General features: G+C 72.6%; 11 protein-coding genes. 7 read left to right on the top strand and 4 right to left on the bottom strand.

Annotation, left to right across the window (positions count from 1 at the left end):
- Window positions 1–7 precede the first annotated feature (7 nt).
- Both ACWCYY_RS03985 and ACWCYY_RS03980 read right to left on the bottom strand, forming a co-directional pair.
- A complete protein-coding gene (locus ACWCYY_RS03985; RefSeq protein ID WP_449795008.1) occupies window positions 8–2,428 on the bottom strand; it encodes an endo-beta-N-acetylglucosaminidase in 2,421 nt (806 codons plus the stop codon).
- A 123-nt stretch (window positions 2,429–2,551) separates the two neighbouring features.
- Window positions 2,552–3,577 carry a LacI family DNA-binding transcriptional regulator gene (locus ACWCYY_RS03980; protein WP_449795007.1) on the bottom strand — a complete coding sequence of 342 codons (1,026 nt, stop codon included), beginning with the start codon at window positions 3,575–3,577 and terminating at the stop codon, window positions 2,552–2,554.
- Window positions 3,578–3,694: 117 nt separating this feature from the next.
- On the opposite strand from ACWCYY_RS03980, the gene ACWCYY_RS03975 reads away from it, so the two are divergent.
- From ACWCYY_RS03975 to ACWCYY_RS03955, 5 genes are all read left to right on the top strand, one after another.
- Window positions 3,695–4,972, top strand: a complete 1,278-nt coding sequence (locus tag ACWCYY_RS03975) for an ABC transporter substrate-binding protein (RefSeq protein ID WP_449795006.1) — start codon at window positions 3,695–3,697, stop codon at window positions 4,970–4,972.
- Between the two features lie 98 nt (window positions 4,973–5,070).
- The gene (locus ACWCYY_RS03970) at window positions 5,071–5,943 is read left to right on the top strand and encodes a carbohydrate ABC transporter permease (RefSeq protein ID WP_449795005.1); all 873 of its coding nucleotides are present in this window, start codon (window positions 5,071–5,073) and stop codon (window positions 5,941–5,943) included.
- A gap of 5 nt (window positions 5,944–5,948) precedes the next feature.
- Window positions 5,949–6,869, top strand: a complete 921-nt coding sequence (locus ACWCYY_RS03965) for a carbohydrate ABC transporter permease (protein WP_449795004.1) — start codon at window positions 5,949–5,951, stop codon at window positions 6,867–6,869.
- Window positions 6,866–8,125, top strand: a complete 1,260-nt coding sequence (locus ACWCYY_RS03960; protein ID WP_449795003.1) for a glycoside hydrolase 5 family protein — start codon at window positions 6,866–6,868, stop codon at window positions 8,123–8,125. The genes ACWCYY_RS03965 and ACWCYY_RS03960 overlap by 4 nt, the downstream gene beginning before the upstream one ends.
- A gap of 23 nt (window positions 8,126–8,148) precedes the next feature.
- Complete coding sequence (locus ACWCYY_RS03955) at window positions 8,149–11,166, top strand: alpha-mannosidase (RefSeq protein ID WP_449795002.1); 3,018 nt, start codon at window positions 8,149–8,151, stop codon at window positions 11,164–11,166.
- 64 nt (window positions 11,167–11,230) lie between these two features.
- On the opposite strand, the gene ACWCYY_RS03950 is transcribed toward ACWCYY_RS03955, so the two are convergent.
- On the bottom strand, window positions 11,231–12,022 hold the full coding sequence (locus ACWCYY_RS03950; RefSeq protein ID WP_449795001.1) for an alpha/beta fold hydrolase: 792 nt from the start codon (window positions 12,020–12,022) through the stop codon (window positions 11,231–11,233).
- 114 nt (window positions 12,023–12,136) lie between these two features.
- Here ACWCYY_RS03950 and ACWCYY_RS03945 point away from each other — a divergent pair, with 114 nt between their 5' ends.
- Window positions 12,137–12,580, top strand: a complete 444-nt coding sequence (locus ACWCYY_RS03945; protein WP_449795000.1) for a MarR family winged helix-turn-helix transcriptional regulator — start codon at window positions 12,137–12,139, stop codon at window positions 12,578–12,580.
- Between the two features lie 74 nt (window positions 12,581–12,654).
- On the opposite strand, the gene ACWCYY_RS03940 is transcribed toward ACWCYY_RS03945, so the two are convergent.
- Window positions 12,655–13,563, bottom strand: coding sequence for a LysR family transcriptional regulator (locus ACWCYY_RS03940; RefSeq protein ID WP_345282949.1), 909 nt, complete (start codon window positions 13,561–13,563; stop codon window positions 12,655–12,657).
- Between the two features lie 91 nt (window positions 13,564–13,654).
- Here ACWCYY_RS03940 and ACWCYY_RS03935 point away from each other — a divergent pair, with 91 nt between their 5' ends.
- Entirely contained in the window at window positions 13,655–15,040 is a 1,386-nt protein-coding gene (locus ACWCYY_RS03935; RefSeq protein ID WP_345282951.1) for an MFS transporter, read from the top strand.
- The last annotated feature ends 162 nt before the right edge of the window (window positions 15,041–15,202 follow it).

Raw genomic sequence — 15,202 nt, 5'->3', positions numbered from 1 at the left:
CGGGGCGTCAGGAGCCCCAGGCCTCGAACTCGTAGATCCGGGCGGCCGGGTCGGTGGTCTGGGTCGGCTTGCTCACCACCAGCCGGACGTACCGGGCGGTGAGGCTGACCGGGTGGGTGGTGGTGCCGGCGGTGTTCCCGGTGACCGTGACGGCGGTGGTCCAGGCGTCGGTGGTGGCGTTGCGGACCTGGACGGTGAAGTCGCGGGTGTTGTAGCTCGTGCTCTCGCCTCCCGCGCTCGCGTGCTTGACCACGAAGCTGGAGAGCGGCTTGGCCGCGCCGAGGTCCACCTCCAGCCACTTGGTGGAGGTGAGGGTGCACCACTTGTCGCCGTTCCCTCCCGAGACGCTGCCGTTGACGGCCTTGGCCGGGCCCTCGTTGGCGTTGCAGGTCCCCGAGGCGGTGGCGGGGCGGTTGAGGGCGAGGTTGGTCTGCGGGGTGGTGCCGCCCCAGGTGACCGTGGTGGTGGCGACGCCCGAGCGGCCGTACTCGGTCGAGACCGCCTCCACCTCCAGTGTGGTGGTGGTCTCGCTGCCGGCCCGGTCGAGCCGGGGCGCGAAGAGCGCGTCGTTCGGGGTCGCGCCGAGCAGGGTGCGGCTGCCGTCGGCGTTGCGGCGGTAGACCTCGTAGTGGTGCACGGGGGCGCCGCCCGAGGAGGCCGTCCAGGCCAGGCGGAGCGACTTCTGCGCGGCGGTCACGTCGGTGGAGCCGAGCACCGTCAGGCCCGAGGGCGCCGCGGGGGCGTCCACCGCGCCGTCGTGGACCGCGAGCTGACCCACCTTCACATCGTAGGAGGCGGCGCCGCCGGTGACCTGGAGGCCGAGCTGGGCGATGGTCCGTCCGGCGTACGCCGACAGGTCCAGGGTCTTGCGCTCCCAGCCGGTGCCGGTGGTGGCCCCGAGGTCGAGCGGGACGAAGGTGGTCGGTGCGTCGCTGAAGGCCACCGCGGCCTTGAGGTTGGAGGCCCCGGCGGCCGGGGTCTTCAGTACCACCGAGAGCTTGGTGTCGGCGGCCACCGGCAGACGGGTCTGGTAGAGCCGCAGGGTGTTGACGGCGTCCAGGGTGCCGGACAGGCGCAGCGAGGAGCCGCCCTCGTAGGCGTCGGTGAAGTCGACCGAGGGGGTGAGCCTGCTGCCGGAGGAGGAGACCAGCCAGCGGTAGGTGGGCGGGACGTCCTGGAGCGAGAGGTTGTTCCAGCCGGTCGGGCTCACCCGCGTCCCGGCCGAGTTCCAGAAGTCGCCCTGGCCGCCGTTGAAGGAGGTGACGAAGGGCTTGGCCGTCACCGGGGAGGACTCCGGCACGTAGGCGGCCAGGCCCTTCCAGGACGAGGAGGTGGTGGTGTTGGAGGGGTCCCCGTTGGCGCCGTCCCAGTACCGCGCCTCGCGGGCGTGCGAATCGGCCCGGGAGGACGAGGAGTTGTACGTCCACTCGGGGCGGTAGAGGCCGAGCGAGGTGGTGTGCGGCTGACCGGCCGGGAAGAGCGAGGCCCAGTCCACCGAGGTGTTGTAGCCGTTGGCCTCGGTGTCGATGCCGGAGTAGAGCTCGAACTCGTTGCGGCCGAGCGAACGGGCCAGGTTCTTCGAGGAGTTGAGCCCGGAGGAGCTCCAGTTGAAGTTCAGGAACATCGAGTCGGAGGTGCGCTGCGAGCCTTCCTGGAGGAAGGCGTCGTTGGCCGAGGTGAGGGCGTTCTGCCAGCTCACCGAGCCGCCCTCGGTCATCGCGTCGTACCACATGAAGTCGACGGCGCCCTTGGACTTGGCGTACCGCATGGTGTTGCGCACCTCGGTGGCCAGGGCCGCATCGCCGCCGCCGGTCTCCTGGTTGACGAACCATCCGTCGAATCCGTACTGCTGGGCGACCTGCACCAGCTTGTCGGCGACGGGGTAGGTGGAGCCGGACTTCTGGACGAAGTCGCGCACCCACTGGAGCTGGCCGCCGTAGGCGGCCGGCGGGAAGAAGACGGTGCCGTAGACCTTCACGCCGTTGCGGTGGGCGGCGTCGATCACGGTGGAGTTGGGGGCCAGGATCAGGCCCTCGGAGGCGGAGCCGCCCCAGAACACCAGGGTGTCGACGTACTGCCAGTGGCTGAAGGCGTAGTAGTTCGGGCTGGCGGAGCCCTGGGAGGGGTTGTTGGAGGTGGGCCCGAAGGAGACCAGCGAGACCACCTTACCCTCGCCCGCCCTGGCGTTCGGGTTGGCCTTCAACTGCGGGTCGGAGAACCGGGGTTGGAGCGGCACCTTGGAGCGGTTGAAGCGGGCGTCGGGGTCGGCGGCCGGGTCCCAGTTCAGGATGGTGCTGGGGTGCCAGTAGGACGCGTAGGGCTGGTTCCCCGCCGCTGCGACGGGAGCCGCCACAGCCGCCTGCGGTACGGCGAGCGCGGCGGTGCCCAGGGCGGCGCTGAGCAGCAGGGGCAGAAGGGTTCGTCTCATCCGAGTGCTCCGATCCGGCGAGGGGACGCCGAGAGGGTGGGCTGGTGCGGATGGCGCTGTGGCCCGGCCGTCGAGGTGTGCGGCCGGGCTGGGCGGGAACCTAAATCGCTTTAGCTGTCCCTGTCAAGGGTGCGGGGTCGCGCAGCGGGCCGTGCTCTCCCGGACCACCAGGCGCGGCGTGGGCATCTGCAGCACCGCCTGCCGCCCCGGTTCGTCCACGGCCGACAGCAGGGTGCGGGCCACCTGCTCGCCGAGCGCGAAGGTGTCCCGAGTGAGGGCGGTCAGCGCGGGGTGCACCACCCGGGTCAGCACCGAGTCGTCGAAGGAGACCACCGAGAGCTCTCCCGGCACGGACACCCCCATCTCGGCCGCCACGCCCAGCCCGGCCAGCGCCATCACGTCGCTGTCGTAGACCAGCGCGGTCGGCCGGGCCGCCTTGGCCAGCTGCGCCCGGGTGGCCGCCGCGCCCTCCGCGTCGCTGAAGTCGGTGGGCACCGAGACGGCCTCCAGGCCGAGCCGCTTCGCCGCGTCCCGCACGGCCCGGATCCGGCGCTGGGTGTGCTGGAAGGCCGGCAGGCCGGCCAGGTGGGCGATCCGGCGGTGCCCGAGCGCGGCCAGGTAGTCCACGATCGAGAGCATCGCCTCGCGGTCGTCGGCCCAGACGCTGGACAGCGTGCCGTGGCCACCGGGGCCGCCCAGCACCACGGTGGGCAGGGCGAGTTCCTCCAGCACGGCGATCCGCCGGTCCCGGGTCTGCAGGTCCACCACCACCAGGCCGTCCACCCGGTGCTCGGACGCCCAGCGGCGGTAGACCTCGGTCTCGGCGGCGGTGTCCTCGACCACCATCAGCTCCAGCGCCACCGAGCGGGCGGAGAGCCCGGCCTGGAGACCCGACAGCAGCTGGGCGAAGAACGGCTCCACCCCGATGGTCCGGGCCGGGCGCGCGATCACCAGCCCGACCGCTCCTGCCCGGGCCCCGCCGAGCGCCCGCGCGGCGCTGTGCGGGCGCCAGTTCATCCGCTCCGCCACCGCGAGGATGCGCTGCCTGGTGGCCTCGCTCACCCCCGGCCGCCCGTTGAGCGCGAACGAGACCGCGCCCTTGGAGACCCCCGCCTCGCGGGCGATGTCGGCAATCGTCGGTCTGCCCATCGAACCTGACCTCTCTCTTGACACCGGAGTCTAGCCAGGAGCATGCTCCCCGACGTCACTAGACCGGTTTAGCACGTTCCTCTTCCACCCCTCGGCAGGACGGACACCGGAACCCTCATGAGACGAATCCGTGCGGCACTGGCCACCGCCGTGCTCGCCACCGCCGCCCTCACCGGCTGCGGCCTGGGCAACGACAGCAAGAGCCACGACACCGTCCCCGTCGGCGGCGAGGTCAAGGGCAAGGTCTCGCTCCAGACCTGGGCGCTGAAGCCCAAGTTCACCGCCTACGTGCAGGGCGTGATCGACGGCTTCCAGAAGCAGTACCCCGGCACCGAGGTCGAGTGGCTGGACCAGCCCGGTGACGGGTACTCGGACAAGGTGCTCAGCCAGGCGGCGGGCGGCACCCTGCCGGACGTGGTCAACCTCCCGCCCGACTTCGCCCTCCCGCTGGCCAAGCAGGGTCTGCTGCTCGACCTCGCCACGTCCGACCCCAAGCTGACCGGGGAGTACGTGGCCGGCGGCATCGACGCCTACCGCTTCCCCGGCCAGGACGGCGCCTACGGATACCCGTGGTACCTCAACACCGACGTCAACTACTGGAACTCCGAACTCCTCGCCAAGTACGGCCTGGACCCCCGGAAGCTCCCCACCAACCTGGACGAACTCATCGCCCAGGCGCGGGTGTTCAAGGAGAAGGCGGGAGCCGACGCCTACCTGATGAGCCGCAAGCCCGGCCTCGGCGACCTGGCCAACGAGGGCGTGCCGATCATGGCCGCCGACGGGAAGAGCTTCACCTTCAACACCCCGCAGGCCGCCGCCCTGCTGGACAAGTACCGGGCCGCCTTCAAGGAGGGCCTGCTCCCGCGCGACGTGCTGACCGACAAGTACGCGGGGAACTCCAAGCTCTTCACCGCCGGCACCGTCGCCTGGACCACCGGCGGCGGCAACCTGATCACCTCGCTGGCCACCGACAACCCGACGCTGGCCCCCAAGGTGGTGCCCTCCGCCGCCTTCGGCACCCCGCCCCTCTACGTCCAGGGCGTCTCGGTGGCGAAGTCCACCAAGAACGCCCCGGCCGCGATCGCGCTGGCCCGCTGGGTCACCAGCCCGGAGAACCAGGCCGCCTTCGCCCACCTGACCAGCATCTTCCCCTCCACCAAGGCCTCGGCGGGCGATCCGTACTTCGCCAAGAGCGACGGCACCAACGCGAGCGACGCCAAGGTGATCGCCTTCGGCTCGCTCGCCAAGGCCAAGATGCTCCAGCCCGTCCAGGTGCAGGACGCGATGAGCGACGTCATCAACCAGCAGATCGCCCTGGCGATCAGCGGGGACACCACCTCCCAGGCCGCCCTGGACACCGCGGTGGCCCGCTGCAACCAGCTGCTCAAGAACTGACGCACCCCCAGGTCAGGCGGAGCCGGGCCGCGCCCCCAACGCACCCCCGGCTCCGCCGCTCCCCCCACCCCGACGCCCCCGGCCCCAGGAAGGAACGGATGACCCACCGCCGCTGGTTCACCCCCTGGCTACTGGCCGGCCCCGCCGTAATCTGGCTGGCGGTCTTCAACCTCTGGCCCACCCTCAACACGGTGGTGCTCTCGTTCACCAACGCCAAGCCGCTCGGCGGCGGGCACTTCACCGGCCTCGCCAACTACGAACGGGCCTTCAGCGACGAGCAGTTGGCCGACGCACTGGTCAACAGCATCGTCTACCTGCTGGTCTGCCTCCCCCTGCTCACCCTGCTCCCGCTGCTGCTCGCCCTGCTGGTGCAGCACCGCCTCCCCGGCATCACCTTCTTCCGCACCGCCTTCTACACCCCCGTGATCGCCTCCGCCGTGGTGGTCGCGCTGATCTGGGGCTGGGTGCTGGACGACCGGGGCGTGGTCAACGGCCTGGCCCAGCAGCTCGGGGTGGTCACCGCCCCCGTCCCCTTCCTCACCGACCGGTGGCTGCTGCTGCTCAGCGCCATCGCCCTGACGGTCTGGAAGGGCCTCGGGTACTACATGGTCATCTACCTCTCCGCGCTGGCCAACGTCGGCCGCGAGCTGCACGAGGCGGCCGCCGTGGACGGGGCCTCCGCGCTGCGCCGGTTCTGGCACGTCACCCTGCCCGGGGTGCGCCCGACCATGCTGCTGGTCTCCGTCCTGATCTCGGTCTCCGCGCTGCGGGTCTTCTCCGAGCTGTACGTGCTCTCCAACGGCACCGGCGGGCCGGGCGGGCGCGACATGTCGGTGGTGATGCTGATCCAGATGTACAGCCGCGGCTTCACCGGCCACCTCGGCTACGCCTCCGCGCTCAGCCTGCTGCTCTTCGCCATCACCCTGGCGCCGATGCTGCTGCTGGCCCGGCTCAACCGGAAGGCGGCCTGACCACGATGCCCACCCGTACCGGCCCCGCCACCCGCACCGCCGCGACCGCCCGCACCGCCCGGACCGCCCGGACCGCCCGGACCGCCCGCCGCGGCTTCAACTCCCCCTCCCCGTCCGGGAACGCCGTCCGCTACGCGCTGCTGCTGCTGGTCCTCCTGCTGACCGTCGGCCCCTTCCTCTGGCAGCTCTCCACCTCGCTCAAGGGCCCGGCCGAGGACATCTACACCCGCACCCCGGCCTTCCTCCCCGAGCACCCGACACTGGCCAACTACCGGGCCGTCGCCGACACCATCCCGGTCTGGACCTACGCCGCCAACTCCCTGCTGGTGGCCGCCGTCGCGGTGTTCGGCAACGCGGTCGGCGCGACCCTGGCCGGCTTCGCGCTGGCCCGGCTGCGCTTCCGCGGCGGCCGGCTGCTGCTCGGCCTCTTCCTCGCCACCCTGATCCTGCCGGGCGAGGTCACCATCGTCTCCCAGTACGTCACCGTGCGCGGCCTGGGGCTGGCCGACACCCTGCTCGGGGTGGCGCTGCCCGGCGCGCTGGCGATGCTCAACGTGCTGCTGATGCGCACCGCCTTCGCCGCCGTGCCGCCGGAGTTGGACGCGGCCGCGCTGGTGGACGGCGCCAACGTGTGGCAGCGCCTGTGGCACGTCGGGCTGCCGAACGTGCGCGGGATGCTCAGCGTGGTCGTCATCTTCACCTTCATCGGCGCCTGGGACGACTTCCTCTGGCCGCTGATCGTGCTGAACGACCCGCAGAAGTACACCCTCACCGTCGGGCTCCAGTACCTGAACGGCACCTTCAGCGCCAACCCCCGGCTGATCGCCGCCGGGACCATGATCGCTTTCCTCCCGATCGTCGTCGTCTTCGCCACCCTCCAGCGGTTCTTCTTCCGCGGGGTCGAGGAAGGAGCAGTGAAGGGTTGACCAGGTCAACTGCCGTACCGCGCTTCGGCGTCAACTACACACCGAGCGAGGGGTGGTTCCACCACTGGCTGGACTACGACCCCGGCGCCGTCCGGGCGGACCTGGACTCGATCGCCGCGCTCGGCCTCGACCACCTCCGGGTCTTCCCGCTCTGGCCGCTGTTCCAGCCCAACCGCACCCTGATCCGCCCGCGCGCCGTGGAGCAGCTGGCCGACCTGGTGGACGCGGCCGCCGAACGCGGGCTGGACGTGGCGGTGGACGGCCTCCAGGGCCACCTGTCCAGCTTCGACTTCCTGCCCGCCTGGACCCAGACCTGGCACCGGCGGAACATCTTCACCGACCCGGAGGTGACGACGGCCCAGGAGGAGTACCTGCGCACCCTGGCCGCCGCCCTGGCCGGCCGGCCGAACTTCCTCGGCATGACGGTGGGCAACGAGATCAACCAGTTCTCCTCCGGCCCGCACCCCGACCCGGACCTGATCACCCCTCAGCAGGCCGAGGACTGGCTGGCCCGGATGCTGGCCGCCTGCGAGCGCGGCGCCCCGGGGAAGCTGCACGTGCACGCCGAGTACGACGCCGCGTACCACCAGGACGACCACCCCTTCACCCCCGGCCAGGCGGCCCGGATCGGCGGCGCCACCGCCGTGCACTCCTGGGTCTTCAACGGCACCGCCCAGCGGCACGGCCCGGACGCCCCCGCCACCACCGGCCACGCCGCCTACCTGATCGAGCTGGCCAAGGCCTGGGCCGAGGACCCCGCCCGGCCGGTCTGGCTCCAGGAGGTGGGCGCCCCCGCCCCGCACGTCCCGCCCGGGCGGGCGGACCGCTTCACCGCCGCCACGGTGGCCGCCGCGCTGGACTGCCCGGACCTGTGGGGCATCACCTGGTGGTGCTCCCACGACGTCAGCCGCTCGCTCGCGGACTTCCCCGAACTGGAGTACACCCTCGGCCTGTTGACCAACGACCGGCGCCCCAAGCCGGCCGGCCTGGCGCTGGCCGCCGCGGTCGCCGAGGCCCGGGCCGACTGGCGGCCGCCGGCCCCGCGCAGCACCGCGCTGGTGCTGGACGTGGGCGGCGAACGGGAGGCGCCCAAGCGCTCGGTCTGCGCACCCGGCGGCCCGTACTTCGAGGCGTTCGCCGCGCTCGCCGCCGACGGTGCCCGCCCGACCGCCCTTCTGCTCGAACGCGTGAACGACGAGGCCCACTTGGCCGCGCGCGGCATCACCGAGATCCTCACAGTCGACGACGTCCGCTGACCACTCCAGGGAGCCCTCACCCCATGCACGACGACCGCAGCCTTGTCGAAGCCCGGCTCAAGCGCGTCCTGGAGGAGCGCGTCCGCCCGGCGGTGTACCCGGAGAGCGTGCCACTGACCGCCGGGATCTGGACCGCCCCGGACGAGCCCGTGCCGGTCGCCGAGGGGATCGCCGCTCCCCGCACGCCGGTGGCGGCCGGTGACCGCTGGGGCGCACCCTGGGGCACCAGCTGGCTGACCGTCAGCGGCACCGTGCCGGCGGAGTGGGCGGGCCGGACCGTGGAGGCGCTGATCGACCTGGGCTTCGACGCCAACATGCCCGGTTTCCAGTGCGAGGGCCTGGTGTACCGGCCCGACGGCACCCCGGTGAAGGGGCTCAACCCGCGCAACCAGTGGGTCAGGATCGCCGACCCGGCCGCCGGCGGGGAGGAGGTGCTGCTGCACGTGGAGGCCGCCTCCAACCCGGTGATCCTGGACTACCACCCCTTCCTGCCCACCGAGCTGGGCGAGAAGGAGACGGCCGGCTCCGAGCCGCAGTACCGGCTCGCCCGGCTCGACCTGGCCGTCTTCGACCGAACCGTCCACGAGCTGGTCCTCGACCTGGAGGTGCTCGGCGAGCTGATGGCCGAGCTGCCGGTGGAGGGCGCCCGCCGCTGGGAGATCCTGCGGGCGGTCGAGCGGGCCCTGGACGCCCTCGATCTCCAGGACGTCAACTCCACCGCCGCGGCCGCCCGTTCGCAGCTGGAGGCGGTGCTCGCCTCCCCCGCCGAGCCCACCGCCCACCTGCTGAGCGCGGTCGGCCACGCCCACATCGACTCGGCCTGGCTCTGGCCGCTGCGCGAGACGGTGCGCAAGGTGGCCCGCACCACCGCCAACATGACCGCGCTGCTGGAGGACGAGCCCGAGTTCGTCTACACCATGTCCCAGGCCCAGCAGTACGCCTGGATCAAGGAGCACCGCCCCGAGGTCTACGCCCGGGTGAAGAAGGCGGTGGCCGATGGCCGGTTCGTCCCGGCCGGGGGCATGTGGGTGGAGTCGGACACCAACATGCCCGGCTCGGAGGCGATGGCCCGTCAGTTCGTCCACGGCAAGCGGTTCTTCCTCGACGAGTTCGGGATCGAGAACGAGGAGGCCTGGCTGCCGGACACCTTCGGCTTCGCCGCCGGGCTGCCGCAGATCATCAAGGCGGCCGGCTCCAAGTGGCTGCTCACCCAGAAGATCTCCTGGAGCCAGGTCAACAAGTTCCCGCACCACACCTTCCTCTGGGAGGGCCTGGACGGCACCCGGATCTTCACCCACTTCCCGCCCGTCGACACCTACAACTGCTCCATGCTCGGGCGCGAAATCGCCCACGCTGCAAGGAACTTCAAGGACAAGGGCCGGGCCAGGCACTCCATCGCGCCGACCGGCTGGGGCGACGGCGGCGGCGGCACCACCCGCGAGATGGTCGGCAAGGCGGCCCGGCTGCGTGACCTGGAGGGCTCGCCCAGGGTCCGCTGGGAGCGCCCCGCCGAGTTCTTCGCCAAGGCCGAGGCCGAGTACCCGGCCCCGCCGGTCTGGGTCGGCGAGCTCTACCTCGAACTGCACCGCGCCACCCTGACCAGCCAGGCCCGCACCAAGCAGGGCAACCGCCGCAGCGAGCACCTGCTGCGGGAGGCCGAGCTGTGGGCCGCGACCGCCGCCGTCCGGGCCGGATTCCCCTACCCCCACCAGGAGTTGGACCGGATCTGGAAGACGGTGCTGCTGCACCAGTTCCACGACATCCTGCCCGGCTCCTCGATCGCCTGGGTGCACCGGGAGGCCGAGGCCACCTACGCGGCGGTGGCCGCCGAGCTGACCGGGATCATCGAGGGAGCGCTGGCCGCGCTGGCCGGCGAGGGCTCCGCCGAACTGGTCTTCAACGCCGCGCCGCACGGGCGCTCGGGCGTTCCGGCCGGGGCCGGCGCGGTGGTGGCTCCCGGCGCGGGCTGCTCGGTGACCGAGCGGGACGGCGGCGGCTTCCGGCTGGCCAACGGCCTGCTGACGGTCGAGGTGGACGGGCTCGGCCTGGTCGTCTCGGTGCTGGACGGTGCCACCGGCCGGGAGGCGGTGGCACCCGGCGCGGCGGCCAACCTGCTCCAACTCCACCCGGACTTCCCGAACATGTGGGACGCCTGGGACGTGGACCAGTTCTACCGCAACACCGGCACCGACCTGACGATGCTCGACTCGCTGGAGGTCGCCGCCGACTCCCCGGGCCTGGTCTCCGTCCGGGTACGCCGGTCCTTCGGCTCCTCCACCGTCACGCAGACCCTCACCCTGGCCGCCGGCGCCCGCCGGCTCGACCTTGACACCGAGGTGGACTGGCACGAGACGGAGAAGTTCCTCAAGGCCGCCTTCCCGCTCGACCTGCACACCGAGCGGTACGCGGCCGAGACCCAGTTCGGCCACCTCTACCGGCCCACCCACACCAACACCAGCTGGGAGGCGGCCAAGTTCGAGGCCTGCAACCACCGCTTCCTCCACCTCGGCGAGCCCGACTGGGGCGTGGCCCTGGTCACCGCCTCCACCTACGGCCACGACGTCACCCGCACGGTGCGCCCCGAGGACCACGGCACCACGACCACCGTCCGGGTCTCACTGCTGCGCGCCCCGCGCTTCCCCGATCCCCACACCGACCAGGGGCTGCACCGCTTCCACCACGCGCTGGCGCCGGGCGCGACGGTCGGCGACGCGGTCCGCGAGGGGTACCGGATCAACCTGCCGGAACGGCGGATCACCGGCGCGGCGGACGGGGTGGCACCGCTGGTGACGGTGGATCAGGAGGCCGTGGCGCTCAGCGCCGTCAAACTGGCGGACGACGGCAGCGGCGACGTGGTGGTCCGCCTCTACGAGGCCCACGGCACCCGGGCCACCGCCCGCCTCACCACCGGCTTCCCGCTGGCGGGGGCGCAGCTCTGCGACCTCCTGGAACGCCCGACGGGCTCCGCCACCACGGACGGCGACGCGGTCGAACTGCGCCTGCGCCCCTTCGAGTTGGTCACCTTGAGGCTGACCCGCTAGTCGCCGTCGCACCCCGGGCCCGCACCGACTCGCGGCGAACCCGCCGCGAGTCGGTGACGACGGCTCAGGCCCCGTCCTGCGCCTGGCGCCTGTCCACGTACTCGGCGATGAGCGAGAAGAACCGCGCCGGGTCCTCGAACGGCAGGCCGTGGCCGCCGGGGACCTGGAGGAGGTCGGCCCGGTGGATGGCGGCGGCCAGCTCGCGTTGGTGGTGGGGCGGGATGACCAGGTCGTCGGCGCTCGCCAGCACGAGCGTCGGCGCGGTGACCCGGCCCACCGCGTCACGGAGGTCGATGCGGGCGTCGAGCTCCATCTGCCCGAGGATGCGCTCGTCGAGCATGGCCGTGAAGCCCGCGGCCATGTCGGCGAACTGCGCGTCGTCGAGGGTTCCGAGGAGCCCGGGCCCCATCGCGGTGAGGATCAACTGGCGGGCCAGCAGGGCCGGGTCGGTGCGCAGCAGGCGCGCCCACAGGTCGAACATGAACGCCTCGCGCGGGCCCGTCCTGACCCATCCGGCGTGCAGGACGAGCGAGGTCACGGCATCGGTATGGCGGGCGGCCACGGCCGTGGCGACGACGGAGCCCAGCGAGTGACCGACCAGGTGGAACCGTTCCAGTCCGGCGGCCCGGGCGGTGGCGGCGACCCGGTCGGCGAGGGAGTCCAGGTCGATCGGTCCGGGATCGACGGGGGTGTCGCCGGCGCCGGGCAGGTTCGGGGCGACGACGGTGTACCGGTCACGCATCGCGTCGATGAGGGCTTCCCAGTTCGAGGTCGCATCGGCGCCGGTGCCGTGGATCAGGACCAGACCCGGGCCGGACCCTGCGACGACGTGATCGAGCGGTTCGCGGCTGGCCAAGGGGTGCCTCCATGGGTGAGTGGCCGAGTGACGCCCCGAAGATAACAGAGTTCTGTCATGTAGCAGAGTTCTGCCATGAGCCAGGGTTCGAGCCGGTGGCGTACGATCGCCCCCATGGAGATGCCGGTCACGGAACGCGTCGGACTGCACATCAAGCGGGTGGAGCAGGAGCTGATGGCGGCCAAGCACGCGGCACTCCGGCCGCTCGGGCTCACCGTTCCGCAGTACGCCGCGCTGTACACGCTCGACGACCAGCCGGGGCTCTCCGCCGCCGCACTCGCCCGCGCCTGCCTGGTCACACCGCAGACCATCGCCACCGTGCTCGCCAATCTGGAGGCGAAGGGCCTGATCACCCGTCAGCCGCACCCCTGGCACCGCAAGGTGGCCGAGGTCCACCTCACCGACGACGGACGCCGACTGCTCGCACGGGCCGACGCGAAGGCCGTCGCCATCGAACGGCGGATCGCCGACGGCTTCAGCCCCGGGGAACGCGCTCTGCTGATCGACCTGCTGGCCCGCGCGTCAGGTCAACTGGCGCTCGCACCGGAGCAGGACTGACACCACCGACCGACCCCCGCCGGCGGTGAGCACGCGCGGGAGCCGCGCCCGCACGCCCGTCCGAGGCACCGTCCTCACCGCGCGCCCGCGTACGTCGCGGCGACCTCGCGGACCTGGGTGCGGAGCCAGCTGTGGGTGCCGTCGAGTTCGTAGCGGGGGTGCCAGGCCATCGCGATCGGCAGCTCCGGGAGGTCCACCGGCACGGGGAAGGTGCACAGCCCCAGCCCCTCGACCGTGCGGCGGCAGAGCCGCTCCGGCACCATGCCGACCAGATCGGTCTCGCGGAGCAGCAGCAGGGCGGCGGCGAAGGTGGGCACGGTGGCCGCGACCGTCCGGGCCAGGCCGGCCTCGGCCAGGGCGTGGTCGAGCGGGCCGGTGAGCCGGCCGCGGCGGGAGACGGACAGGTGCCGGGCCCCGGCGAGGCGCCGTGCCGTGACCCGTCCGGAGGCCAGCGGATGGCCGTCCCGGACCACGCCCACCAGACGGTCCGTCAGCAGCGCCTCCACCCTGGTCTCCGGCGGGGCGTCGGCGATCACGCCGATCTCCAGCGCGACCTCTCCGCGCCGCAGCAGGTCGCTGTCGTGGGAGGGCTCCGCCAGGAACCGCAGGGTGAGGCCGGGGGCCAGCCGCCCCACCGAGGCGAGCAGCCCGGCCCCGAGGGAGTGCACGATCTCGTCGTGGGCGAGCAGGGCGTGACTGCCCGTCAGGGTGGCCGGGTCGGGTGCCGCGTCCGGGGCGAACAGCGACTGCGCCTCGGCCAGCACCCCGTGCACCCGCGCGCGCAGCGCCACCGCCCGGGGTGTGGGCACCATCGCACGCCCGGAGCGGACCAGCACCGGATCGCCCAGGGCCCTGCGCAGCCGCCCGAGGGTGCGGCTCATGGCCGGCACCGAGAGGTGCAGCCGCTCGGCCGCTCCGGTCACGCTCTCCTCCTCCAGCAGCGCGTCCAGCGCCACCAGCAGGTTCAGGTCCAGCTCGGCCATCCCGCCCACCTCTCCCGATTGCGTCCGGCGCAATCCTCCCTTGCCATCTTTGCACTTGAACGCAACTGTCCGTACTTCCTAGCCTGGGCCCATGCCACCTCAACTCCTCCACGAGCCCGGAGCGTCCGTGCCCACCACCGCCTCGCACCGGCCGCGGCGCGTGCTCGCGCTGCTCTGCGCCTGCGTGGTGCTGACCATCGCCATGGTCGCCGCCATCAACCTGGCCGTGCCGCCGATCGCCGCCAGCCCGATCCACCCCGACGCCACCCAGCTCCTCTGGATCGTCGACTCCTACGTCATCGTCTTCGCCGGCCTGCTGATACCGGCCGGGGTCGCCGGCGACCACTACGGCCACAAGCGCACCATGCTCGCCGGCCTGGGCGTCTTCGCCCTCGGCGCGGTGCTCTGCGCGGCGGGCTCCTCGGTCGCCCTGCTGATCGCCGGCCGCGCCGTGATGGGCGCGGGCGCGGCCCTGGTCCTGCCCGCCACCCTCTCCGTCATCGTGCACGTCTTCCCGCCCGCCGAGCGCCCGCAGGCCATCGCCACCTGGGCCTCGATGACCGGCCTGGCCGGCGTGCTGGGCAATGTCGGCGGCGGCGTGCTGCTCCAACTGCTGCCCTGGCAGTCGCTGTTCTGGGCCGCCGCGCCGATCGCCCTGGTGCTGCTCGCGCTGGTCGCGGCCGTCGTCCCGGTCACCCCGCTGCGCGGGACCCGGCAGGACCCGGTGGGCAGCGTCCTGCTGGTGCTCGGCTTCGTCGCCCTGCTGCACGGCGTGATCGAAGGCCCGGCGCAGGGCTGGGGCTCACCCGCCGTGCTGCTCAGCCTGACCGCCGCCGCGCTGCTGCTGGCCGGGTTCACCTGGTACGAACTGCGCTGCGCGCACCCGATGCTGGACCCGCGGCTGTTCCGCGTCCCGGCCGTCCGGGCCGGCGCGCTGGGGATCGGCGCGGTCTTCTTCGGGATGTTCGCCCTCTTCTACGTGAACGCTCAGTACCTCCAGCAGGTGAAGGGCTTCTCGGTGCTGGCCACCGGCTTCGGCGTGCTTCCGCTGGCGGTCGGCATGCTGGTGGTCTCCCGCCGCAGCGCCGCACTGGCGGCCCGCTTCGGCCGGCTCACGGTGGTCGCCAACGGCTTCGCCTTCCTGCTGGCCGGGCTGGCGCTGCTCTCCACCACGGGCCCGGCCACGCCGTACCCGCTGTACGCCGTCTACATGGTGCTGATGGCCTGCGGCGCGGGCCTGGCCACCCCGCCGCTCTCGGCCGGGATCATGGCCGCGCTGCCGCCGCAGAAGGCCGGGCTGGGCTCCGGCATCAACAGCTCGACCCGGGAGTTGGGCAGTGCCCTCGGAGTGGCCGTGGTCGGCACCGCGATCTCCACCGGGCCGCTGAGCGAGGGCCTGGCCCAGGGCTACCGGGTGGTGGCCGTCGTCGTCCTGGTCCTCGGCGTGGCCGCGCTCTCCCAACTGCGCCGCGCCTGACCGCACCTGACCGCACCGCACCGTCGCGCACCGCACCCGCCGACGGCCGCGCCGCCCAGCACGGCCGGACGCCCGCGCACGCGCCCTTCACCGGGCCCGGCGCGGGTGCAGCCGTGCGCCCCCGAAGTACTCTGCTACCGGTCCGACCATGTTGTTTTACTC

Source organism: Kitasatospora sp. NPDC001664, from assembly GCF_053596675.1.
The sequence above is the reverse complement of the archived record's forward strand: the minus strand, read 5'-3'. Positions and strand labels throughout refer to the sequence as shown.

What these genes read in the sequence shown, in the direction of transcription:
- ACWCYY_RS03985 (WP_449795008.1), bottom strand. Translation starts at nt 2,428, where the DNA reads ATGAGACGAACCCTTCTGCCCCTGCTGCTCAGCGCCGCCCTGGGCACC.
- ACWCYY_RS03980 (WP_449795007.1), bottom strand. Translation starts at nt 3,577, where the DNA reads ATGGGCAGACCGACGATTGCCGACATCGCCCGCGAGGCGGGGGTCTCC.
- ACWCYY_RS03975 (WP_449795006.1), top strand. Translation starts at nt 3,695, where the DNA reads ATGAGACGAATCCGTGCGGCACTGGCCACCGCCGTGCTCGCCACCGCC.
- ACWCYY_RS03970 (WP_449795005.1), top strand. Translation starts at nt 5,071, where the DNA reads ATGACCCACCGCCGCTGGTTCACCCCCTGGCTACTGGCCGGCCCCGCC.
- ACWCYY_RS03965 (WP_449795004.1), top strand. Translation starts at nt 5,949, where the DNA reads ATGCCCACCCGTACCGGCCCCGCCACCCGCACCGCCGCGACCGCCCGC.
- ACWCYY_RS03955 (WP_449795002.1), top strand. Translation starts at nt 8,149, where the DNA reads ATGCACGACGACCGCAGCCTTGTCGAAGCCCGGCTCAAGCGCGTCCTG.
- ACWCYY_RS03945 (WP_449795000.1), top strand. Translation starts at nt 12,137, where the DNA reads ATGGAGATGCCGGTCACGGAACGCGTCGGACTGCACATCAAGCGGGTG.
- ACWCYY_RS03940 (WP_345282949.1), bottom strand. Translation starts at nt 13,563, where the DNA reads ATGGCCGAGCTGGACCTGAACCTGCTGGTGGCGCTGGACGCGCTGCTG.
- ACWCYY_RS03935 (WP_345282951.1), top strand. Translation starts at nt 13,655, where the DNA reads ATGCCACCTCAACTCCTCCACGAGCCCGGAGCGTCCGTGCCCACCACC.